20 protein-coding genes are annotated in these 20,512 nt (G+C 73.8%); 12 read left to right on the forward strand and 8 right to left on the reverse strand.

The genetic code is table 11. From position 1 onward, the window contains the following. Positions 1–329: 329 nt before the first annotated feature. The gene (locus AB0I21_RS14470) at positions 330–947 is read right to left on the reverse strand and encodes an NAD(P)H-binding protein (protein WP_360561260.1); all 618 of its coding nucleotides are present in this window, start codon (positions 945–947) and stop codon (positions 330–332) included. Between the two features lie 80 nt (positions 948–1,027). Here AB0I21_RS14470 and AB0I21_RS14475 point away from each other — a divergent pair, with 80 nt between their 5' ends. Continuing rightward, complete coding sequence (locus tag AB0I21_RS14475) at positions 1,028–1,594, forward strand: helix-turn-helix domain-containing protein (protein WP_344502445.1); 567 nt, start codon at positions 1,028–1,030, stop codon at positions 1,592–1,594. A 16-nt stretch (positions 1,595–1,610) separates the two neighbouring features. Here the strand turns inward: AB0I21_RS14475 and AB0I21_RS14480 are convergent, their stop codons facing one another. Then, a complete protein-coding gene (locus AB0I21_RS14480; RefSeq protein ID WP_360561262.1) occupies positions 1,611–2,699 on the reverse strand; it encodes a hypothetical protein in 1,089 nt (362 codons plus the stop codon). Positions 2,700–2,871: 172 nt separating this feature from the next. Between AB0I21_RS14480 and AB0I21_RS14485 the strand changes: the two genes are divergently transcribed. Continuing rightward, positions 2,872–3,573, forward strand: a complete 702-nt coding sequence (locus AB0I21_RS14485) for a hypothetical protein (protein WP_360561264.1) — start codon at positions 2,872–2,874, stop codon at positions 3,571–3,573. Here the strand turns inward: AB0I21_RS14485 and AB0I21_RS14490 are convergent. Next, positions 3,560–4,231: a class I SAM-dependent methyltransferase family protein gene (locus AB0I21_RS14490; protein WP_360561265.1), complete on the reverse strand. Its 672-nt coding sequence runs from the start codon at positions 4,229–4,231 to the stop codon at positions 3,560–3,562. The two genes, AB0I21_RS14485 and AB0I21_RS14490, sit on opposite strands and share 14 nt — an antisense overlap. Positions 4,232–4,243: 12 nt before the next feature. Beyond that, the gene (locus tag AB0I21_RS14495) at positions 4,244–5,509 is read right to left on the reverse strand and encodes an aldo/keto reductase (RefSeq protein ID WP_360561267.1); all 1,266 of its coding nucleotides are present in this window, start codon (positions 5,507–5,509) and stop codon (positions 4,244–4,246) included. A 79-nt stretch (positions 5,510–5,588) separates the two neighbouring features. Between AB0I21_RS14495 and AB0I21_RS14500 the strand changes: the two genes are divergently transcribed. From AB0I21_RS14500 to AB0I21_RS14525, 6 genes are all read left to right on the forward strand, one after another. After that, positions 5,589–6,146 (forward strand): helix-turn-helix domain-containing protein, encoded by a 558-nt coding sequence (locus AB0I21_RS14500; protein ID WP_360561269.1) that lies wholly within the window; start codon positions 5,589–5,591, stop codon positions 6,144–6,146. A 54-nt stretch (positions 6,147–6,200) separates the two neighbouring features. Beyond that, complete coding sequence (locus AB0I21_RS14505; protein WP_360561271.1) at positions 6,201–7,541, forward strand: condensation domain-containing protein; 1,341 nt, start codon at positions 6,201–6,203, stop codon at positions 7,539–7,541. A gap of 160 nt (positions 7,542–7,701) precedes the next feature. Continuing rightward, the gene (locus tag AB0I21_RS14510) at positions 7,702–9,069 is read left to right on the forward strand and encodes an FAD-binding oxidoreductase (RefSeq protein ID WP_360561470.1); all 1,368 of its coding nucleotides are present in this window, start codon (positions 7,702–7,704) and stop codon (positions 9,067–9,069) included. Next, the gene (locus tag AB0I21_RS14515) at positions 9,066–10,385 is read left to right on the forward strand and encodes a class I SAM-dependent methyltransferase (protein WP_360561273.1); all 1,320 of its coding nucleotides are present in this window, start codon (positions 9,066–9,068) and stop codon (positions 10,383–10,385) included. The genes AB0I21_RS14510 and AB0I21_RS14515 overlap by 4 nt, the downstream gene beginning before the upstream one ends. 108 nt (positions 10,386–10,493) lie before the next feature. Continuing rightward, positions 10,494–11,030 carry a PadR family transcriptional regulator gene (locus AB0I21_RS14520; RefSeq protein ID WP_360561275.1) on the forward strand — a complete coding sequence of 179 codons (537 nt, stop codon included), beginning with the start codon at positions 10,494–10,496 and terminating at the stop codon, positions 11,028–11,030. An 11-nt stretch (positions 11,031–11,041) separates the two neighbouring features. Further along, positions 11,042–11,938 (forward strand): CPBP family intramembrane glutamic endopeptidase, encoded by an 897-nt coding sequence (locus AB0I21_RS14525; RefSeq protein WP_360561277.1) that lies wholly within the window; start codon positions 11,042–11,044, stop codon positions 11,936–11,938. Positions 11,939–12,097: 159 nt separating this feature from the next. Here AB0I21_RS14525 and tsaA read toward each other — a convergent pair whose 3' ends face one another. After that, positions 12,098–12,508 carry a tRNA (N6-threonylcarbamoyladenosine(37)-N6)-methyltransferase TrmO gene (gene tsaA / locus AB0I21_RS14530; protein ID WP_360561279.1) on the reverse strand — a complete coding sequence of 137 codons (411 nt, stop codon included), beginning with the start codon at positions 12,506–12,508 and terminating at the stop codon, positions 12,098–12,100. 92 nt (positions 12,509–12,600) lie between these two features. Here tsaA and AB0I21_RS14535 point away from each other — a divergent pair, with 92 nt between their 5' ends. Continuing rightward, a complete protein-coding gene (locus AB0I21_RS14535; protein ID WP_360561281.1) occupies positions 12,601–14,301 on the forward strand; it encodes a trypsin-like peptidase domain-containing protein in 1,701 nt (566 codons plus the stop codon). On the opposite strand, the gene AB0I21_RS14540 is transcribed toward AB0I21_RS14535, so the two are convergent. Then, positions 14,279–15,235, reverse strand: coding sequence for a hypothetical protein (locus AB0I21_RS14540; RefSeq protein WP_360561282.1), 957 nt, complete (start codon positions 15,233–15,235; stop codon positions 14,279–14,281). The genes AB0I21_RS14535 and AB0I21_RS14540 overlap by 23 nt on opposite strands. A gap of 63 nt (positions 15,236–15,298) precedes the next feature. Here AB0I21_RS14540 and AB0I21_RS14545 point away from each other — a divergent pair, with 63 nt between their 5' ends. Then, a complete protein-coding gene (locus AB0I21_RS14545) occupies positions 15,299–15,889 on the forward strand; it encodes a TetR/AcrR family transcriptional regulator (RefSeq protein ID WP_360561284.1) in 591 nt (196 codons plus the stop codon). Positions 15,890–15,945: 56 nt separating this feature from the next. On the opposite strand, the gene AB0I21_RS14550 is transcribed toward AB0I21_RS14545, so the two are convergent. Together AB0I21_RS14550 and AB0I21_RS14555 are read right to left on the reverse strand one after the other, a co-directional pair. Then, entirely contained in the window at positions 15,946–16,890 is a 945-nt protein-coding gene (locus AB0I21_RS14550) for an RNA polymerase subunit sigma-70 (protein ID WP_360561286.1), read from the reverse strand. Then, a complete protein-coding gene (locus AB0I21_RS14555) occupies positions 16,887–17,669 on the reverse strand; it encodes an SAM-dependent methyltransferase (protein WP_344502429.1) in 783 nt (260 codons plus the stop codon). The genes AB0I21_RS14550 and AB0I21_RS14555 overlap by 4 nt, the downstream gene beginning before the upstream one ends. A 94-nt stretch (positions 17,670–17,763) precedes the next feature. On the opposite strand from AB0I21_RS14555, the gene AB0I21_RS14560 reads away from it, so the two are divergent. Continuing rightward, positions 17,764–19,980, forward strand: a complete 2,217-nt coding sequence (locus AB0I21_RS14560) for a PAS domain S-box protein (RefSeq protein ID WP_360561288.1) — start codon at positions 17,764–17,766, stop codon at positions 19,978–19,980. Positions 19,981–20,069: 89 nt separating this feature from the next. Then, on the forward strand, positions 20,070–20,480 hold the full coding sequence (locus tag AB0I21_RS14565) for a DUF6069 family protein (RefSeq protein WP_360561290.1): 411 nt from the start codon (positions 20,070–20,072) through the stop codon (positions 20,478–20,480). Positions 20,481–20,512: the final 32 nt, after the last annotated feature.

The following is a 20,512-nucleotide window of genomic DNA, read 5'->3' on the forward strand; positions in this document are numbered from 1 at the left end:
CCCCACCCCCCCCCCCCCCGCCCCCGCGACCGGCACTGCGAGCTGCCCAGGTTGACGAGGGACTCCTGGGCATGCGGGACACCCGAAGCCTCCTGGCCTTCTTGGGGGCGACCGTGGGTGTCCGGCCCGGATCCGGTGCGCGCCTGATCCGGGATGCACGACCTCCGTGTCCGGGTCGACGAGGGACTTCCCGGGCGAGCGGTGACGTTCGCGGTCGCCTTGCCTCCTTGGGGCGGCCGTGGGTGTCCGGCCCGGTTCCGGTGCGCGCCGGGTCCGGGCCGCAGGTCGTGTTTCCGCGCTCCGGAAGGCGCCGCGCGCCGCGGCACGGTTCAGTAGGGGACGCTGACCCGGTGGTGGACGTGCGTGGGGTCGGCGGCTGACTTGAGCACGGCGTCGGCGACGTCGGCGCGGGAGATGGTCCGGCCGCCGCGGAGGCTGCGGTCCAGCGCGGTCCTGTATGGACGGTGGCCGCCGTCCGTGAGGCGGGGCGGGCTGATCAGGGTCCAGTCGACGTCGCCCGCGCGCAGGACGCGCTCAGCCTCGGCGAGGTCGGCGAAGTTGTCCCGCAGGACGCGCTGGACGACCGGCTTGGCCACCGCGCGCATGAGGAAGCTGTCGCCGGGGCCGGTGAAGCGGCCGTCGGCGTCGACGGACACGATCCGGCGCACGCCCGTGGCCCGCATCGCGGCGACCGCGGCCCGGGCGCCGTCGGCCTGGACGGTGACGGGGCCGCCCTTGCGGTGGCCGAGCGCGGAGAGCACCGCGTCGCGCCCGGCGACCGCCGCCTCGAGGGCCGGCGCGTCGTCGAGCGCCGCCCTGACCACGGTCACGCCCGGCAGGTCGAGCTCGCGGCGGACGACGGCGGTCATCTCGTGCCCCTGGCGCAGACCCTGCTCGAGCAGCTGTCGCCCGATCCCGCCCGTCGCGCCGAACACGGTCAGCTTCATGGCCGCCCTCCCTGGTAAGTGAGCACTCACTAACCTCTATCATGGTGGGTGAGTGCTCACGAACTTGTCAAGGAGCGGGATTGGCCACGCGAGACGTGATCCTGGACGCGGCGGCGTCGGTGCTGCGGAGCCGGGGGCTGGCCAACGCCACCACCAAGGAGATCGCCCGCGCCGCCGGCTACTCCGAGGCGACGCTCTACAAGCACTTCCGCGACAAGGTCGACCTGATGGTCGCGGTGCTGCACGAGCGCGGGCCGCAGTTCATCCCGATGCTGCTCACGCTGCCCGAGCGGGCCGGCACGGGCACGGTCCGCGACACGCTCACGGAGCTCGCCACCGTCGCGATCGGGTTCTACCGCGACGGCCTGCCGATGTTCACGTCGATCTTCTCCGACCCGGCGATCCTCAACGCGCACCGCGACCAGCTCCGCGCCCAAAACCTCGGCCCGCACCGCGCCAACGACGGGCTCGTCGACTACCTGCGCGCCGAGCAGCGGCTCGGCCGGGTCTCCGCGGACGCGGACCTGGAGGCGGTCGCCGGCCTGCTCCTCGGCGCCTGCTTCCAGCTCGCCTTCATCGGCTTCTTCGCGGAGCGCCGCGGCGACCTCGAGTCCGCCGCGGCGTTCGTCGCCCAGCTCCGGCTGTGACGCGGGCGGGGCCCGGTCAGTAGCGCAGGATCAGGGCGATGCGCCCGTCGGTGGCGAGGCTGCCGTCGCCGACGAAGGTGACCTCGCCGGACTGGCGGGCGACGAGCTCGACCACGTCGTCGACGGCGTCGTCGACGAGGGTGCCGGCGGGGCCCTGGCTCGGCTGCTGCTCGGCGGGGTGCAGGTGGTCGCCGTGGATCCAGGCCGGGCTGTGGTAGCTCTCCTCGACGAGCAGGTGCGCGCCGCGGCCCTGGCGGGCCAGCTGCCACACCTCGGGCAGGCCGGCGGCGACGCGGTGCGCGCCGCGGGCGACGTCGAGGTGCTCCAGCGCCGCGATCTGCTCGAAGGCGTGGAATGCGGCGAGGTGCGGGGCGAGCACCTTGTGCAGGTCGTGCGGGCCGGAGCGGTCGTAGTTGCCGGGGACGGTGCCGGCGATCTGGGCGTGCCACTCCTCGGCGAAGAACGCCAGGTAGCGCTCCACGCCCAGGACGAACACGGGCCGCGTGTCGAGGGCGTCGACCTGGGTGAGGGCGGTGGCGATGTCGCGGAAGAACTGCCGGTGCCGCTCGTCGCGGTGCGCGCTGGGCCGCTGGCCGTAGTCGCGGGGCAGGCCGAGCGCGCCGCCGGGGCCTTCGTGCGTGAACGGGAAGCCGTGCGTCGTCACCTCCACCAGGTTGGCGCCGTCGCCGCTCCACAGGCGGGTCGGCTGCTCGGACAGGACCAGCGCCCAGTACCGGTGGCGGCGGGCCGCGTCGGCGACGACGTCGCGGATCTCGTAGGTCTCGGCGACGACGACGCGCTCGTTGACGGGGGTGTCGAGGAGGCGGACGTGCACCTGTCCCGGCGAGGCGAACAGCGCCAGCCCCTCGCCGACCTGCCGCAGGTCGACGTGCGCGGCGGCCTCCGCGATCTCGTCGTACACGGCGGTGGCGACGTCGTGCGGGATCGCCTCGTCGGCCTCCAGGCGGCGGCGGGTCTCCGTGAGGAGGTTGCGCAGCCGGATCGGGTCCTGCTGGTTGGCGGGCGGCGTGCGGTGGGTCGGCATCAGCAGGGACACCGCCGGGTAGCCGCTCGGCGTGAGGGTGGCCAGATCCTTCACCGTCATGCGCCCACCGTCGCCCGCCGCGACCGCGCGCCGACTCGCCCGCCCCAGGTGAAAGCCCCACGCCAGGCGGGACCGCACCAGGTGAAACCGCACGGTGCGGGCCGCGTCCGGTGAAGGGCCCGGACCGGGCGAGTCCGCACCGGGTGAATGCCCGGAAACCTAGGATCGGGGGATGGGCAGGGAGTTCGAGATCGTGCGCGAGGGCGCGCTGCCGGTGGACCAGGTCGCGGTGTTCGACGGGTTCGCCGACGGCACCGCGGGCTGGCTGTGGCCGATGGAGTACGAGCACCGCGAAGGTGGCGCCGCGGCGTTCGGCGGCACGGTGACGGTCTGGGATCCGCCGCACCGGCTCGTGAGCCGCATGGACGGGCCCGACGGCTGGTTCAACCAGCTGGAGCACGTCGTGGCGGCGGCGCCCGGCGGCGGGTCGACGTGGCGCTACGTGCACAGCGGCATCTTCGTCGACGACTGGGAGCAGCAGTACGACGGCGCCAGCCAGCACACCGACTTCTACCTGCACACGTTCGGGCAGTTCATGCTCCACTTCCGCGGACGGCCCGTCACCTACGTCACGGTCGACGCCCCCGCCGACGCGGGTTTCGCCACGGTGCGGGCGGCGCTCGGCACCGACGCGACCCCGGAGGGCGGCCCGGTCGACCTCAGCCTCCCGCACGTGGGGCGGGTCCAGGGCGTGCTGGACTACCGGCACCGGCACTTCGTCGGCATCCGCACCGGCGACGCGCTGATCCGCTGCTTCGGCCGGTCCGCGTTCGGCGGCGTCGACGCGGTCGCGGTCCACCACTTCGGCGGCGCCGACCCGGCCGCCCTCGAGAAGGCCTGGCGCGACTGGCTCACGGAGATCACCGGAACGTGAAGAGCCGCCCGGTGAGCGGGCCGGGGCGGACGGGGGCGGCGAGCCGGTGCATGCCGACCCGGAAGGGGGCGTCGTCGGGGGCGGTGAAGGACAGCTCCGTGAACCCGTGCTCGGCGAACAGCGACCGCAGCTCCAGGCTCGCGTCGCCGGCCCGGGTCCAGATGACGATGCCGCCGGGGACGAGCAGCGCGGGCAGCGCGGCGACGGTGCGCCGCGCGTCGTCCGCGTCGAGGTTGCCGAAGACGCCGCAGGTCAGCAGGATGTGTGCGGGCTGGACGCCGGCATAGGTCCGGGCGTCACCCGCGTCGGCCATGCGGATGTCCACATCGGACAGCAGCAGGTCGTCGGCGGTCTCGCGGGCCCGGGCGGCGAGCGTGGGGTCGAGCTCCACCAGCAGCGCGCTGACCCTGCGGTCGTGCTCGGCGATGACGGGCAGGACGTCGCGGCCGTCGCCGGCGCAGATGCTGATGATCCGCAGGGTCCCGTCCACGGTCTCGCCCGGTCCGGCCCGATGGGCTTCGCCGCTTCGGCCCGGACCGGGCGCGGGCGCGGCGCTCAGCGCCCGGCGCAGGTCCCGCCGGACCACCTCGAGGCGGCGGCCCAGCGACGATCCGGGCGTCGTGTAGAACTCATGCCACTCGACCCAGTCTCTGCTCACCGGGCCATTGAACTACAGTCCGCGGTAGGTCCGCAGGGAGGCCAGCCGGCCGGCGTCCGTGCGGAAGACCCACGCGAGCGGGGTGTCGCCCACCCGGCCGGTGGCCGTGACGGTGGCGCCGTCGCTGAGGACCGTGTCGAGCTCGACGTCGATGGCCACGTCGAGGGCATGGACCGCGGCGGCGACGTCGGCGGGGGTGCGCACCGACGGGTGGCCGTGGTCGGTCCAGTCCGGTGCCAGCAGCGAGTCCACTGTGGACGCGTCGCCGGTGCGCCACATCTCGAAGTACCGCCGCACCAGGTCCGCCGGGTCGCCAGGCTCGTCGAGGCGGGCCACCGCCGCCGCCGGCAGGTCCAGGTCGAAGCCGGCGAGGTTGTCCGCGAGCTGGGCGACGGTGCGCGGGCCGACGATGACCGACGTGACGCCGCGCTGGCGCCTCGCCCACGCCACGGCGACGGCGACCGGGGTGGTGCCGAGCCCGGTGGCCACGGCGGCGGCGAGGCCGGCCTGCCAGTCGTACCGTGGCCGCAGCATCGCCTCGGCCCAGCCGAGCGCCGCCGCGGTGCCCATGTCCCGCAGCCGCGCGACCCGCGAGCCGTCCTCGACGGTCCCGCCCCGGTAGCGGCCGGTGAGGACGCCGCCGCCGAGCGGCGACCACACGAGCGCCCCGACGCCGAGTCCGGCGGCGGCCGGCAGGAGCTCGGCCAGCGCGTCGCGGGCGATCAGCGACAGCTCCGGCTGCACGCTGACGAACGGCGTCACGCGCAGCGCCCGGGCGGTCCAGTGCGCCTCGGTGAGCTGCGCGGCGGTGACGTTCGAGCAGCCGAGGTACCGCACCTTCCCGGCCCGCACGAAGCCGTCCAACGTGGACAGCGTCTCCTCGACCGGCGTGCCGGCGTCCCACTGGTGGCACTGGTAGAGGTCGACGTGGTCGGTGCCGAGGCGGCGCAGGCTCGCCTCCAGGGCGCGGGTCAGGTGCCGCCGGGACAGCCCGCGGTCGTTCGGGCCCGGACCTTGTGGCATGCCGGCCTTGGTGGCCAGCACGACCTCGTCGCGGCGGCCGCGGATCGCCCGGCCGACGATCCGCTCGGACTCGCCGCCCGCGTAGGCGTCGGCGGTGTCGATCAGGTTGTGCCCGGCGTCGAGGAACGCGCCGACGATCCGGGCGGCCTCCGGCTCGTCGCAGCCCCGGACGCCGCCGCCGGTGCCGAAGTTCATCGTGCCGAGCGCGGCCGCGGACACCCGCAGCCCGGAGGCGCCCAACGTTGCGTGACCCATGCCGGACCCCCGTATGATCGCAGTTTCGGAACGCGCGTTCCGAAAGATACGGAACATTCGTTCCGTCTGTCAACGACGGGTGGTGTACGTGCGAGCCGACGCCGAGCGCAACCGGGTGCGGGTCCTGGAGGCGGCCGAGGAGGTCCTGGCCAGGGACGGCCTCGCCGTGTCGATGCGGGCCGTCGCCGAGCGGGCCGGGGTCGGCCTCGGCACGATCTACCGGCACTTCCCGACCCGCGAGGCCCTGCTGCAGGCCATCGTCGTGGAGCGGGTGCGCCGCCTCGCCGAGTCCGCCGGCCCGCTGCTCGCCGCCGCCGACCCGGTCGAGGCGTTCTTCGCGTTCCTCACCCGCATCGTCGACGTGTCCGCCCGCAAGAAGGCGCTGGCGGACGCGGTCTCCGGCGCCGGCCTCGACCCGAAGGAGGGACTCGGCGGCATCGGCGGTGACATGCGCGCCGCGATCGAGGCGCTGCTGCTGCGGGCGCAGGCGGCCGGTGGCGTACGGGCGGACCTGCGGATGCCCGAGCTGCTGGCCCTGCTGAGCGCGGCCTGCCTCGGCGCCGAGCGCAACCAGTGGGACGACGCCCTGCGGGACCGGACCCTCGACCTGATCTTCGACGGGCTGCGCGCGCGATAGTCGGGACGGCCATGTATTGACGTCAATGGAATCCTGGGGCTTGAATTCCGACGCATGACAGCAACGCTGGTCGAGTTCAGCGGCAGCCGGGGCGGGGTCTGCGGGCTGAGCTGGGGACAGATCGCGATCTGGCGGGCCATCCAGCGGATGGTCCCCGACGACGCGGTGCTCAACATGAGCTGGGTGACCGACCTCGAGGGCGAGGGCATCTCCGTCGGCACGCCGCTGTCGCGGATCACCGGCACCGTCCGCACCGTCATGGAGCGGCACGAGTCGCTGCGCACCCGGGTCCGCGCCGGTGCCGACGGCGCGCCGGTGCAGGACCTCGCCGCCGCCGGCACGATCGAGGTCCACGTCGTCGACGCCACCGCGGACACCGCGCCCGCCGCGGCGAAGGCGCTGCAGGAGCGGCTGACCGCGCCCGCGTACGACTACCCGCACGAATGGCCGCTGCGGGCCGGCGCGGTGCGGGTCGGCGACGTCGTCACCCACGCGGTGTTCGGCATCTGCCACCTCGTCACCGACCGCGGCGGGCTCACCGCGCTCGTCCGCGACGTCGTGCTGTGCCTGCGCGGCGAGCCACTCGCGGACGCCGACGACCGGCAGCCCTACGACCAGGCCCTGCACCAGCAGTCCACGGCCGGTCGCCGGCAGAGCCAGAAGGCGCTGCGGTACTGGAGCCGGCACCTGGAAGCCGTGCCGCTGCAACGGTTCCCCGTCGAGCGCGAGCGGCCCGCGGGTGAGCCGCCGTTCTGGGCCGCCACGCTCAGCTCGCCCGCCGGCGACCTCGCCGTCCCGCTCCTCGCGGGCCGGCACCAGGTCAGCACCTCCGCGGTCATCCTGGCCGCGGCCGCCGTCCAGCTCGCCCGGCAGACCGGAGCCCGGGAGGCGGTGCTGCAGGTGATCGTCAGCAACCGGTTCCGCCCCGGGCTCGCCGGCGCCGTCGGCCCGGCGTCGCAGGACGGGCTCTATGTCATCGACGTCGGCGACGACGACCTCGCGCCGGTCATCGGCCGGGCGATGCAGGCGTCGCTGCAGGCCTACCTGCACGCCCAGTACGACCCGGCCGCCCTCGACGACCTGCTCGTCACGGTCGGCGCGGCGCGCGGCGGCGAGGTGGACCTGTCGGTGTCGTTCAACGACCGCCGGTTCGACGCGCAGACCCCGGTCGCCGCCGGCGGGGCCGTGACCACCGAGGCGATCGAGGCGCTGCGGCCGGCGACCACCCTGACGTGGGAGCGGGTCGAGCGCTACGGCGCCCGCTACTTCCTGCACGTGAACGCCGTCCCCGGCACCCTCGACCTCACCCTCTTCGCCGACACGACCGTGCTGCCCGCCGCCGCCGTCGAGGCCCACCTGCGCGGCATCGAGGAGCTGCTGCTGCGGTCCGTCTGAGCGGACGGGTACCGCTGCGTCAAGTTACCGGCGCGTGCCGTGAGGTTGATCACCTGCTGTTTGATGATCTTGCCGAATGTGCAAGTTTCAACTCTTGAGCACCTGGAATGTGCAAGGTCACGGGGACCTTCACAGGAAAGGAGGTGATCGAGTGAGACGGATCAACCCGAAGGGGAGACCGGAGCATGAGCGGGCGGTGGCCGTGCTGCGCGCCTCGTACGCTGCGGTCCCGGACGGCAGCCCGGTCCGCCTGGCGAAGAAGACATCGAACCTGTTCCGACCGAGATCCGCGGCCGGCCCGGCCGGCCTGGACGTCAGCGGCCTCGACGGGGTCATCGAGATCGACCCGGCCGCCCGCACCGCCGACGTGCAGGGCATGTGCACCTACGAGGACCTCGTCGACGCCACCCTGCCGCACGGCCTGATGCCACTGGTCGTGCCGCAGCTGCGCACCATCACGCTCGGCGGCGCCGTCACCGGCCTCGGCATCGAGGCCACGTCCTGGCGGCACGGGCTGCCGCACGAGTCGGTGATCGAGCTCGACATCCTCACCGGCACCGGTGAGATCGTCACCGCCCGACCCGACAACGAGCACGCCGAGCTGTTCGCGGCGTTCCCCAACTCGCTGGGCAGCCTGGGCTACGCCACCCGGCTGCGCATCGAGCTGCAGCCCATCGCGCCGCAGGTCGAGCTGCGCAACATCCGCTTCGACGACGTCGAGGAGCTTCTCGAGGCCGTCGGCGTGGTCATGCGCACCGGGAGCTGGGACGGCGTGGACGTCGACGTCATGGACGGCGTCGTGTTCCGGCCCGGGGAGTCCTACCTCGTCCTCGGCCGGTTCGGCGGCACCGGACCGACCAGCGACTACACCGGCCAGTCGATCTACTACCAGTCGCTGCGGGCCAAGGCGACCGACAACCTCACCGCCTACGACTACCTGTGGCGGTGGGACACCGACTGGTTCTGGTGCTCGGCCGCGTTCGGCGCGCAGCAGCCCCTGCTGCGCCGGCTCTGGCCCACCAGGCTGCGCCGCAGCGACGTCTACCACCGCATCGTGCGGCTGGAGAACCGCTACGGCGTCGCGGCCAGGATCGACCGGCTGCGGGGCAACCCGGACCGGGAGCGGGTCGTGCAGGACGTCGAGCTGCCCCTGGCGCACACCGGCAAGTTCCTGGACTGGTTCGCCGGCAACGTGCCGATGGCACCGATCTGGCTGTGCCCGCTGCGGCTGCGCTCCGGGACGGCCTGGCCCCTGTACCCGATGCACGCGGGCGAGGCGTACGTGAACGTCGGCTTCTGGGGAACAGTGCCCATCGTGCCCGGCGCCGCCGACGGCGATGTCAACCGGGCCATCGAGGACAAGGTGTCCGAGCTCGGCGGCCACAAGTCGCTGTACTCCGACGCGTACTACGACCGCGAGACCTTCGACCGGCTCTACGGTGCCGACGCGTACCGCGCCGTCAAGGGTCGCTACGACCCCGGCCACAGACTGACCGACCTCTACGACAAGGTAGTAGGACGACGATGACCATCACCAACAAGCGTTCATCGGCGCCGCGGCAGCGTCCGCCGATGCCCACCGTCGCGGAGATCGTCCGCGCCGTCACCAGCGGCGAGCCGGCCGTGCGCATCACCGCCTACGACGGCAGCGCCGTCGGGCCCGACACGGCGCCGATCGGCCTGCACGTCGCCTCCGAACGCGGCCTCACCTACCTGCTCACCGCCCCCGGTGACCTCGGCATGGCGCGCGCCTACGTGTCCGGCGACCTCGAGCTGCGCGGCGTGCACCCCGGCGACCCGTACGAGGCGCTCAAGGCCCTCGAGGGCGGCCTCCAGCTGCGGATGCCGTCGCCCGCCGACGCGCTGCGGCTCGTGCGCGGCCTCGGCTGGGACCGGCTGCGCCCGGTGCCGCCCCCGCCGCAGGAGCACGTGCCGAACTGGAAGCGCACCCTGCAGGGGCTGCGCCACGGCCGCGGCCGCGACGCCGAGGCCATCCACCACCACTACGACGTCTCCAACGCCTTCTACGAGAAGGTCCTCGGCCCGTCGATGACCTACACCTGCGCGGTCTACCGCTCGCCGAGCGACACCCTGGAGCAGGCCCAGTCCAACAAGTACGACCTGGTCGCCGGCAAGCTCGCGCTCAAGCCCGGGATGCGCCTGCTCGACGTCGGCTGCGGCTGGGGCGGCATGGTCCGCCACGCCGCCCGCGAGTACGGCGTGAAGGCCCTTGGCGTGACCCTGTCGCGCGAGCAGGCCGCGTGGGCGCAGGCGGCGATCGAGCGCGAGGGCCTGTCCCACCTCGCCGAGGTCCGCCACCTGGACTACCGTGACGCGCCGCTGGAGCACTTCGACGCGGTCAGCTCCATCGGCCTCACCGAGCACATCGGCCTGCGTAACTACCCGGTGTACTTCAAGACGCTGCGCGACCGGCTCAAGCCCGGCGGCCGGCTGCTCAACCACTGCATCACCCGCGCCGACAACCGCACCTCGCACCGTCCGGGCGCGTTCATCGACCGGTATGTCTTCCCCGACGGCGAGCTGGCCAGCCCCGGCAAGCTCGTCAGCGCCGTCCACGACGCGGCCTTCGAGGTGCAGCACGAGGAGAACCTCCGGGTGCACTACGCCCACACGCTCGCGGGCTGGAACCGTAACCTCGTGGAGCACTGGGACGCCTGCGTCGACGAGGTCGGCATCGGCACCGCCCGCGTCTGGGGCCTGTACATGGCGGGCTCCCGGTTCGCCTTCGAACGCAACCAGATCCAGCTGCACCAGATCCTCGGCACGAAGACCACCCGCCTGGGCGAGTCCTCCTACCCGCTGCGGCCCGACTGGACCGCCTGACCGTCCGCACCGCATCGCAGCACAGCGGCACGTCTCCCCGGAGGCGTGCCGCTTGTCTTTGTCTCAATGTATCTGTTAGAAATATCTGGCAGATACAAGGGGATGGTCATGAGCAGATCCAGTCAGACGCAGGTGGCGGTGCTGGGGGCGCTGAGCGTCGAGCCGATGACGGCGTATGCGCTGCGGGAAGCGATCCGGGACGTGCTGGGGCACTTCTGGAGCGAGAGCTTCGGGCAGATCTACCCGACGCTGCAGGCCCTCGAGGAGGCGGGACACGTGCAGCGCCGGGGCGGCACCCGGGCCCGCTCGTCGGTGTTCGTCATCACCGAGTCCGGGACGGCGCGGCTGATCGAGCTGCTGAACGAGCCCGTACAGGAGAACCCACCGCGAAACGGGCTGCTGCTGCGGCTCTTCTTCGGGCGCGTCCTCGGCCGGGAGCGGTGCCGGGAGCTGCTGCGAGGGGCCCGCGACGCCGCCGACGCGCAGCGCGCCGAGTATGAGCAGCTGCTCGCCCGGCTCACCGCCGAGGAGGGCGACACACCCGACTTCCCGTACATCCGGATGACCATCCTCGCCGGGATCCACCACTCCCGGGCGGCCGCCGCCTGGGCCGGCGAGTGCCTCGAAACACTCCAGGATCCGTAGCAGGGGGACCCATGACTCGTGTCCGGCTCAACTTCGTCCTCTTCGCCGCAGCCGTGGTCGGCGCCGGGTGGATCGGCGTCGCCGCCGACCGCGCGAGCGGGACCCCGCTCACCAACGAGGCCGCGTTCAGCGACAGCGGCGGCACGCCCGGCATGCTGCTGTTCATCCTCGGCCCGGTCGTGACGGCGCTCGCGCTGTACTTCGCCTCCCGCGACGGCGCCGGCGGCCTCGGCCTCACGCTGCGCTTCCCACACCGGGCCCGCTGGTTCGGCGCGGCGACCGCGCTCTACCCCGTGGTCACCGTCGTCACGGTCGGCGCCGGGCTCGCCGCCGGCGGGGTGACGCTGTCGCTGACCGGCGGCGATCCGCTCCTGGCCGCGTTCCTGACCGTGCTCGCCGTCCAGGTGGTGAAGAACCCGATCGAGGAGTTCATCTTCCGGGGGTACGGCACCCGCACGGCCATGGCGCTGGGCCTGCCCGGCCGGGTCACCCCGCACCTGCTCGTCGGCGTCGTGTGGGCCGCCTGGCACCTGCCGCTCTACCTGGTGTGGACCTCGGACGCCGACATGCGCCTGGTGACGTCCCTGTCGATGCCGCTCTTCGTCGCGCTGATGTTCGCCGGTCTGACCGCCGCTTCCCTGGTGTACGGGGAACTGCGTGTCCGGACGGGCTCCATCTGGCCCGGCGTCGTCCTGCACAGCATGACCAACGCGATCGCGACCCCGCTCCTGGTCGACGGCCACCTGAAGTTCACCGGCCACGCCGACGCCTGGTTCTCCCCGGTCGCCGGCTCGATCGTGGTGACGGTGCTGTTCGCCGCGCTCGGCCTGCTGTTCGTCGCCCGCCGCCCGGCCCCGCCGGCGCCGTCGGACGCCACCCCGGCCCCACTCGCCGCAGCGCGACCGTAGCCGGCCCGACTGTCCGGTGGCCCACCGCCCCTCACCGCCCCGGCGGGCCACCGATCCACGCCTCGGCCGTCGTCGGCCGGGGTCAGCGGCGGCCAGGCGTCGCCGGCCGGCGGGGTCAGCCCGAGCACGCGGCCGCGGACCCCCGGCCAGTCGACGGGGTCAGCGGTCAGCGACCGGGTCCAGGATCGGCTTGACGTCGAGGATGGGCGTGCCGTCGAGGGCCTCCAGGGCGTCGACGTGGACGCGGGTGCCGTCGACGGCGAGGATCGTGACGCGGTGCAGGCCGATCGGGTTGGGGCGGTCGGGGGAGCGGGTGCTGAAGACGCCGGTCGCCGGGCGGGTCAGGTCGCCGCGCGGGTGGACGGTCAGGGTGGTGCGGTCGGCGCGGTCGAGCCAGGTGAGCAGGAGGACCTCGGTGCCCGGGGTCAGGTCGCGCAGGCCTGGCGCGGCGGTGTCGGTGAAGCGGAGCCAGGCGTCCGGGGCTCCCTCGTCGCCCTGCCTGGGGGCGGCGGCGCGGTCACGCAGTGGCGACTCCACCCAGCCGATCGGGTGGACGACGAAACCGGTCATGGCGGTCGACCGTACACGAGCGGGGACGGCTCACGGCGAGTTCCCAGCCGAAGTCCAGTTTGGGCGGAGGTGTGGTGTGCAAGGTGGACATCATGAGTGACGAGGACCGCCAGTGGAGCGCACCGCCCACCGCAGCACGCCCTGCGACGCCCGGCCAGCCGCCGGGTGCGGACGGCTCCCCGGGCGCCTCCGACGTCCCACCGCCCGGCGGGGCCGCTGAGCCGCTGTCGTCGCCGCCCGCCGGGTCCTCGCAGGCGTCGCCGCCGGAGCCGATCTGGGCCAGGCCGGTCGGGGGCGAGCAGCGCACGGGGGCGTCCGGGCAGGTGCCGGCGGGTCCGTTCCCGCCGTCGGTCGGCCAGCCCGCCGCCGGGGCACACACGACACCGCTGCCGGGCCACCCGCAGCCCGCCGCCGGAGCGCACCCGGCGCCGTTGCCGGGGCACCCGCAGCACGCGGCGCCATTGCCGGGGCACCCGCAGCACGCGGCGTCGTTGCCGGGGCACCCGCAGCAGACGACGCCGTTGCAGAGTCACCCGGCGCCGAGCGCGCAGACGTGGCCGGCGCAGCAGACGGGCGCGTTCCCGGCCGGCGGTTCGCCCGGGATCGGCTCGACCACGGCGGCGTTCCCCGCGGTCGCCGCGCCCGGCCGGCAGCCCCACAACGGCCATCCCGGCTACGGCAGCCAGCCGGTCTCCGGCTACCCGGTCTCGGGCTACCCGGTGTCCGGTCACCCCGCCTCGGGTCAGCCCGCATACGGGCCGCAGCAGCCGGTGCGCGGAGGACGGGTCGCCGGGCTGATCGTGGCGGGCGTGGTCATCGCGGTCGTGTCGGCGTTCGGCGGGGGGCTGGTCGCGACCAAGTTCGCCGGCGACAGCGCCGCGCCCACCACCGTCATCACCCGCAACGCCGCCCCCAACCTCGAGCGCGGCTCCGTCGGTGCCGTCGCCGAGGCGGTCCTGCCCAGCGTCGTGGACATCACGACCGGCGAGGGCGAGGGGTCCGGCGTCATCATGAGCACCGACGGCACCATCATCACCAACAACCACGTGGTTGCCGGAGCGACCAAGCTGACCGTCACGTTCAGCACGGGCAAGACCGCCACCGCCACCGTCGTCGGCACGGACCCGGCCGGCGACATCGCCGTCATCAAGGCGCAGAACGTGTCGGGGCTGACGGCCGCGAAGTTCGGCGACAGCGACGCCCTCCGGGTCGGTGACACGGTCCTCGCCGTGGGCAGCCCGCTCGGCCTGCAGGGGTCGGTGACCGCCGGCATCGTCAGCGCGCTGCACCGCACGATCAGCTCGGGCGAGCAGGGCGCGAAGTCGATCGCCGACGCGATCCAGACCGACGCGGCGATCAACCCCGGCAACTCCGGCGGCGCGCTGGTGAACCTGGCCGGCGAGGTCGTCGGCATCAACACCGCGATCCTCACCGCCGGCGAGAACAGCAACGGCAACATCGGCGTCGGCTTCGCGATCTCCGTCAACCGGGCCCGTTCCGCCGCCGACCAGCTCGCGAAGGGCGGGAAGGTCAGCCACCCGTACCTCGGCGTGCAGCTCGGCGACGGCGACGGCGGCGCCCTGATCGGTGGCGTCGTGGCCGCCGGCCCGGCGGACAAGGCCGGCATGAAGACCGGCGACATCGTGACGAAGATCGGCAGCACGCAGGTCAAGGACGCGACCGACCTCATCAACGCCATCCAGGCCGCCAAGGCCGGCGATCAGCTCAAGATGACCGTCAAGCGCGACGGCGCCGAGCAGCAGCTCACCGTCACCCTGGGCGAGTCGCCGTGACCGTCCGCCCGGCGATCAGCGCCCGGAACCGCTCGAAGGCGGGCTTCGGCGTGTAGTCCGAGCGCACGAGCCCGAACTGGAACATCGTGGAGGGGTTGGCCGAGTCCGCGTCGCGCAGCGAGAAGTGCTCGTATGTCGTGATGTTCAACGGCACGGCCAGCCCCTCCACGGTTCGCACGACGGTCTCCAGCACGTCGGCCTGGCGCTCGTACGACCGGCCGGCGCCCGTCGCCCAGCCGTGCTCCGTCACGTGGACCGGGACCGTGGCCGGGATGCCTGCGGCGGCGAGGCTGACGTCCCGGAACCCCCGCAGCACGGCTGTCACCGCGCCGGTGAAGGCGTCCGCCGGTACAGGACGGAACACGTCAGGAAAGAAGTCCAGGCCGACGTAGCCGAGCGCGTCGCGGAACTCGCCGCCGCCGAGCCGCCCCAGGCCGGTCCAGAACTCCTGCGCGGGGTCGAAGACCGGCGTGGAGTTGCAGCCGACCAGCACGTCGAGCCCGAGCCGGTCCGCCTCGTCGCGGGAGGCGAGGACGCCCTCCACGACCGCCCGCCGCGCGTGCGGGGACCCGCCGTCGCCGCCCGGGCCGGCGTGGTTGGCCTCCTCGCCGACCTGCAGCGTCGCGAGGACGCCGCCGTGCGCGCGGACCAGCCCGCGCAGGAACGCCAGCCAGCGGCCGAGGTCGTCGCCGGGCTCGCGGAAGCAGGCGACCAGGTCGAGCCGCCGCCCGCCGGTCGCGTGCTGGGCGGGGCGCGGCGGCGCCTCCTGGTGGCCGCCGAGGGCGTCGCTGTAGTGCACGTAGCCGCGGACGATCTGCGGGCGCAGCTCGTCGAGCCGCTCGTCGATGCGCGCCGCGTCCTCCGGCGGGCCGGGGGTGACGACGCCGTCCATGTCGGCGCCGAGGCCGCCTGGGTAGATCCCGAAGTTCAACATGCCGCCACCGTACGACGAAAATTGGTGTCACACCAAATTTTAAGTGACGCTAGAATTCCGGTCATGGCGTTGCGGGCGGAGAAGAAGGCGGCGACCAGGACCGCGATCGCGGACGCGGCGCTCGCGTTGTTCCTGGCCAGGGGGTTCGACCGGGTGACGGTCGCGGAGGTGGCCGAGGCGGCCCGCGTGTCGGTGAACACGGCCTTCAACTACTTCCCGACCAAGGAGGACCTCTTCTTCGACCGGCAGGAGCAGGTCGTGCAGCGGTTGGCGGCGGCGGTGCGGGACCGCGCTCCGCACGAGTCGCCGGTCGGCGCCGTCCGGCGGCTGTTCCTGGAGGAGCTCGACCGGGGCGACCCGACGCTCGGCCTGTCGCCGGGCGCGGAGGCGTTCTGGCAGGTCGTCGAGGACTCGCCGGCGCTGCAGGCCCGGGCGCGGCTGCTGGCGCAGCTGGCGGAGGAGGCCCTGGCTGATGCGCTGGGTGGGGCGCTGGGCGGACCGCGGTGGCGGGCGGCCGTGCTCGCCGGCGTCGACCGGGCCCTGCACGCCCAGATCCGCGACCGGATCCGGGCCGGCGCCGACCCTGAGGCGGTGCGCGCCGAGGTGCGGGCCGAGGCGGAGGCCGCCTACGACGCCCTGTCGAAGCTGGCGTGAGCGGCACTTGGCCGGCGCCGTTGCCGGAGTGCGGCGGAAGCTCCTCGCGGGCGGGGTCAACCCTGACAGGCGACGGCGCCGGCCGGCAGGTCGAAGAGCGGGAACAGGTCCGCGCGGCCCAGGAACGCGACCGACGACGTGATCAGCGGGCCGCCGGTGAGCAGCAGCAGGGCGAAGGGCCGGCCGTCGCGGTACTGGCCGAACGCCGGCCCGCCGTTGGCCCGCACCTGGATCAGCACGTCGCCGCGGCACGCGTCGGAGGCACGCATCGTCGCCGCGATCGCGTCCCGGCCCGACAGCCACCACGAGAACGGCGGCATCGACATCGTCGCGTCCTCGTGCAGCAGCGACACGAGCGCGTCGACGTCGTGGTTGGTGAACGCGTGCACGTACCGGTCCAGCAGCCGCTGATCCAGCTGCCCCGCCGGCTGCCGCTGGTGCGGGACGGACGGCAGCGCGGCCCGCGCGCGCTGCAGGGCGCTGTTCACCGCCGGCACCGTCGAGTCCAGCAACGTCGCGACCTCCGCCGCGGACCAGGCCAGGACGTCGCGCAGGATGAGCACCGCGCGCTGCTTCGGCGGCAGGACCTGCAGGGCCGCCACGAACGCGAGCCGGATCGTCTCGCGCCGCACGGCGAGCTCGGCGGGGTCGGCGGCGGGCAGCACCCTGGCGTCCGGGACGGGGGAGACGAACGCGGACTCCGGCAGCGGCGCCCCGAACCCGGAGCCGGGCACGGCCGCGGGCGCCAGGTCGGCGGCGAGCGCGCGGCGGCCGGCGGCGCGCAGCACATCCAGGCACACGTTGGTGGCGATCGAATACAGCCACGTCCGCAGGGTCGCCCGCCGCTCGTCGAACCTGCCGGCGGCGCGCCAGGCCCGCAGCATGGTCTCCTGCACCGCGTCCTCCGCGTCGAAGGGCGAGCCCAGCATGCGGTAGCAGTACCCGGTGAGCTCCACCCGGTGCGCGTCGAGGTCCGCGCCCGTGAGGTGGCCGGTGATCACGTCCGGACGCCGACGGCGCCGAGGCCGGCGTACGCCTCCGGGTCCGCGACCGGCGGGTCGCCCGGGTCGGGGCGCCACGCCGGCAGGTGGACCAGGCCGGGCTCGACCAGCTCCCAGCCCTCGAACAGGGCGAGGATCGCGGCGCGGTCGCGCAGCACCAGTGGTGTGCCGGTCCGCACGTACAGGTCGGCGAGGGCCTCGAGCCGGTCGGTGCGCGACCCGGCGGTGCCGTGCGTGATCGCGAGGAGGCTGCCCGGGGCGGCGGCGTCCCGGTAGCGGCGCAGCGCCGCGTGCAGGTCCGCCGAGTCCGGGATGAAGTGCAGCATCGCGACCAACAATAGGCAGACCGGCTCGCCGAAGTCGACCAGCGCCCGCACCGCCGGGTCGTCGAGGATCCGGCCGGCCTGGTGCAGGTCGGCCTGCAGCACCACGGTCAGCGGGTCGTCGCCGAGGATCTGCCGGGAGTGGATCACCGCGGTCGGGTCGGCGTCGACGTAGACGACCCGGGCGCCGGGGTCGGCGGCGCGGGCGGCCTCGTGCACGTTGCCCTCGGTCGGGATGCCGGAGCCGATGTCGATGAACTGCCGCACCCCGCGGGCCGCGGCGAGCCGCACCACCCGGCGCAGGAACGCCCGGTTGTCCCGCGCGACCTGCGGCAGGTCCGGGACCAGCGCGTACGCCCGCTCGGCGACCTCCCGGTCGACGGCGAAGTTGTGCGTCCCACCGAGAAAGTGGTCATAGATGCGGGCCGCGCTCGGCCGGTTCGGGTCTACGCTCACGCCGCCGCCTCCGCCACTGCTTTCCGAAACTTGCCTACTGTCTGTTTTGATCACCTTACTCTGAGTGGATAGGCGGAGGTGCGGGGGCGGTCAGGTGCGATGGACGGAAACGCTCGCCAGCGGCCTGCTCGAAGTGGCGCCCGACGCGATCGTGGTGGCCGACGGCGACGGCTGGATCGTGTTCGCCAACGCCGCCGCCCGGGCGATGTTCGGCACCGACGACCTGGTCGGCGCCTCCGTCGACGTGCTCGTGCCGCCCGCCACGCCGACCATGACCGAGCGGGTCCGCGCATACCTCGGGGCCGTCCAGCCCGACCGCCGCCAGGGGCAGCCGCTGCGGGCGGTCCGTCACGACGGCACCCAGTTCTCGGCCGAGGTCGTCCTCTCCGTCGTCGAGGGCCACATCTTCGCCGTGCTGCACGACCTCGGCGCCGCGACCGGCGTGGACCGGGCCCGGTCGCTGCTCGCCTCGATCGTCCAGTCGTCGCACGACGCGATCGTCTCCACCGACCTCGACGGCATCATCCTGTCCTGGAACCCGGGCGCCGAGCGGCTCTACGGCTACACCGCCGGGCAGATGCTCGGCCGGTCGAAGGACCTCATCATCCCGCCGGAGCGCCGGGCCGACGAGGCCGAGATCCGCTCGATCGTCGCCGCCGGCGGGCGCGTCGACCCGTACCGGACGCTGCGGCTGCGCGCCGACGGCTCGCTCTTCACCGTGTCGATGCTCGTGTCGCCCCTCGAGGCGGGCGACGGCCGCACCATCGGCGTCACCACCACCACCCGCGACATCAGCGAGCGCGAACGCGCCGAGGCCCAGATGCAGGCGGTCATCGACGCGGGCCCCGACGCGCTCATCGGCGTCGACGAGCGCGACCGGGTCGCCCTGGTCAACACCCAGGCGGAGCGGCTGTTCGGCCAGCCCCGCTACGACATGCTCGACGTGCCGGTCGCCCGCCTGCTGCCGGAGGGGGAGCGCGCCGACGGCTGGGCCGGCCCGGTCGCCCGCCGCCGCGACGGCACCCTCGTGCCCGTCGACATCACCCGCAGCGTCCTGCCCACCGACGAGGGCATCATCACGCTCGCCGGCATCCGCGACGTCACCGAGCAGATCGCCGCCCGCGCCGAGCAGGAGCGCCTCCGGGCCGAGGCCGACCGGCAGATGGACGAGGTCCGCCTCCAGCGTACCCAGCGCCTGGAAAGCCTCGGCCAGCTCGCCGGCGGCGTCGCGCACGACTTCAACAACCTGCTCGCCGTCATCCTCAACTACGCCGAGTTCATCGTCGAGGACGGCGCCGGCACCCCGTTCGAGGAGGACGCGAAGCAGATCCTGCGGGCCGGCCAGCGCGGCAGCGAGCTCACCCACCAGCTGCTGGCCTTCGCCCGGCGGGAGGTGATCCGGCCGGTGCCGCTGGACGTCAACCGGGTCATCACCGAGATCGAGCAGATGCTGACCCGCTCCATCGGCGAGCACATCGAGCTCGGCACCGCCCTGTCCGAGCACCTCCCGGCCGTCGTCGCCGACCCCGGCCAGCTGGAGCAGGTCCTGGTCAACCTCGCCGTCAACGCCCGCGACGCCATGCCCGAGGGTGGCCGGCTCACCATCGACACCGGCACGGTCACCGTCGACGGCGATCACTCGCTGACCCGCGACGGTTTCAAGCCCGGCCTGTACGTGCGGCTCCGCGTCTCCGACACCGGCACCGGCATGCCCCGCGACGTGCAGGACAAGGCGTTCGAGCCGTTCTTCACGACCAAGCCCAGCGGCGCCGGGACCGGCCTGGGCCTGGCCACCGTCTACGGCATCGTCGTGCAGGCCGGCGGCACCGTCCGCCTGTACTCCGAACCGGGCCTCGGCACGACCATCACCATCCTGCTGCCCGCCAGCGACGCCGAGCCGCTCGACGCCGGCGAGCAGCCCTGCGCCGGCAGTCCCGCCGGCCAGGGTCAGACGGTGCTCGTCGCCGAGGACGAGGAGGCGCTGCGCGAGGTGACCACCCGCATCCTCGGCCGCGGCGGGTACACCGTGCTCGCCGCCTCCGACGGCGCCGACGCGCTCGAGGTCGCCGCCGCCCACGAGGGCCCCATCCATCTCCTGCTCAGCGACGTCGTCATGCCCGGCATGCTCGGCCGTGTCCTCGCCGAACGCCTCCGCCGGCAGCGCCCCGAGACCAGGGTGCTGTTCATGTCGGGCTACGCCCAGCCCGTCCTCACCAGCAACGGCATCCTCGACCCCGGCGTCCACCTGGTCGAGAAGCCCTTCACCGGCGCCGACCTCCTCGCCGCCGTCGCCGGACAACTCGCCCCATGATTTTCGGCCGGCCTGTCGATCCGGGGTGGGCGCCGTTCGACCTGTGGTCAGGAACCGGCACCGGGCCGGTCCGCACACCGGAGGTCATCATGTCCGCGACGCTCACCACCGCCCGCCCCCGCACCACCACCGCCCTCGTCGTCACCGGCCTCGCCGCCACCGCCGTGGCCAGCGCCGCCACCTCGGCCGTCGCCGCCGCCGGCAGCGCCGCGGGCATCAGCCTGAACGTCGGCGGCGCCCCGATCCCCGTGCCCGGGTTCGCCACCCTCACCGCGGTGTTCTCGCTGGTCGGCGTGGTCCTCGCGGTCGCCCTGTCGTTCAAGGCCCGCCGCCCGCGCCGCACCTTCGTCCGCACCACCGTCGCGCTCACCGTGCTGTCGCTGGTCCCGGACGCCGTCGCCGACGCCACCACGGCCACGAAGGCGCTGCTGATGCTGACCCACCTCGTCGCCGCCGCCATCGTCATCCCCGCGATCGCCCGCCGCCTCTCCGCGGCATGACCGGTCGACGCCCCACCGGAGCCGTGGTCGCG

This window comes from Dactylosporangium sp. NPDC050588 (assembly GCF_040654975.1).
Lineage (GTDB): Bacteria > Actinomycetota > Actinomycetes > Mycobacteriales > Micromonosporaceae > Dactylosporangium > Dactylosporangium maewongense.

Coding starts and splice junctions, on each gene's coding strand:
- AB0I21_RS14470 (WP_360561260.1), bottom strand. CDS start 947: ATGAAGCTGACCGTGTTCGGCGCGACGGGCGGGATCGGGCGACAGCTG.
- AB0I21_RS14480 (WP_360561262.1), bottom strand. CDS start 2,699: ATGACGGTGAAGGATCTGGCCACCCTCACGCCGAGCGGCTACCCGGCG.
- AB0I21_RS14485 (WP_360561264.1), top strand. CDS start 2,872: ATGGGCAGGGAGTTCGAGATCGTGCGCGAGGGCGCGCTGCCGGTGGAC.
- AB0I21_RS14495 (WP_360561267.1), bottom strand. CDS start 5,509: ATGGGTCACGCAACGTTGGGCGCCTCCGGGCTGCGGGTGTCCGCGGCC.
- AB0I21_RS14505 (WP_360561271.1), top strand. CDS start 6,201: ATGACAGCAACGCTGGTCGAGTTCAGCGGCAGCCGGGGCGGGGTCTGC.
- AB0I21_RS14515 (WP_360561273.1), top strand. CDS start 9,066: ATGACCATCACCAACAAGCGTTCATCGGCGCCGCGGCAGCGTCCGCCG.
- AB0I21_RS14520 (WP_360561275.1), top strand. CDS start 10,494: ATGAGCAGATCCAGTCAGACGCAGGTGGCGGTGCTGGGGGCGCTGAGC.
- AB0I21_RS14525 (WP_360561277.1), top strand. CDS start 11,042: ATGACTCGTGTCCGGCTCAACTTCGTCCTCTTCGCCGCAGCCGTGGTC.
- tsaA (WP_360561279.1), bottom strand. CDS start 12,508: ATGACCGGTTTCGTCGTCCACCCGATCGGCTGGGTGGAGTCGCCACTG.
- AB0I21_RS14535 (WP_360561281.1), top strand. CDS start 12,601: ATGAGTGACGAGGACCGCCAGTGGAGCGCACCGCCCACCGCAGCACGC.
- AB0I21_RS14540 (WP_360561282.1), bottom strand. CDS start 15,235: ATGTTGAACTTCGGGATCTACCCAGGCGGCCTCGGCGCCGACATGGAC.
- AB0I21_RS14545 (WP_360561284.1), top strand. CDS start 15,299: ATGGCGTTGCGGGCGGAGAAGAAGGCGGCGACCAGGACCGCGATCGCG.
- AB0I21_RS14565 (WP_360561290.1), top strand. CDS start 20,070: ATGTCCGCGACGCTCACCACCGCCCGCCCCCGCACCACCACCGCCCTC.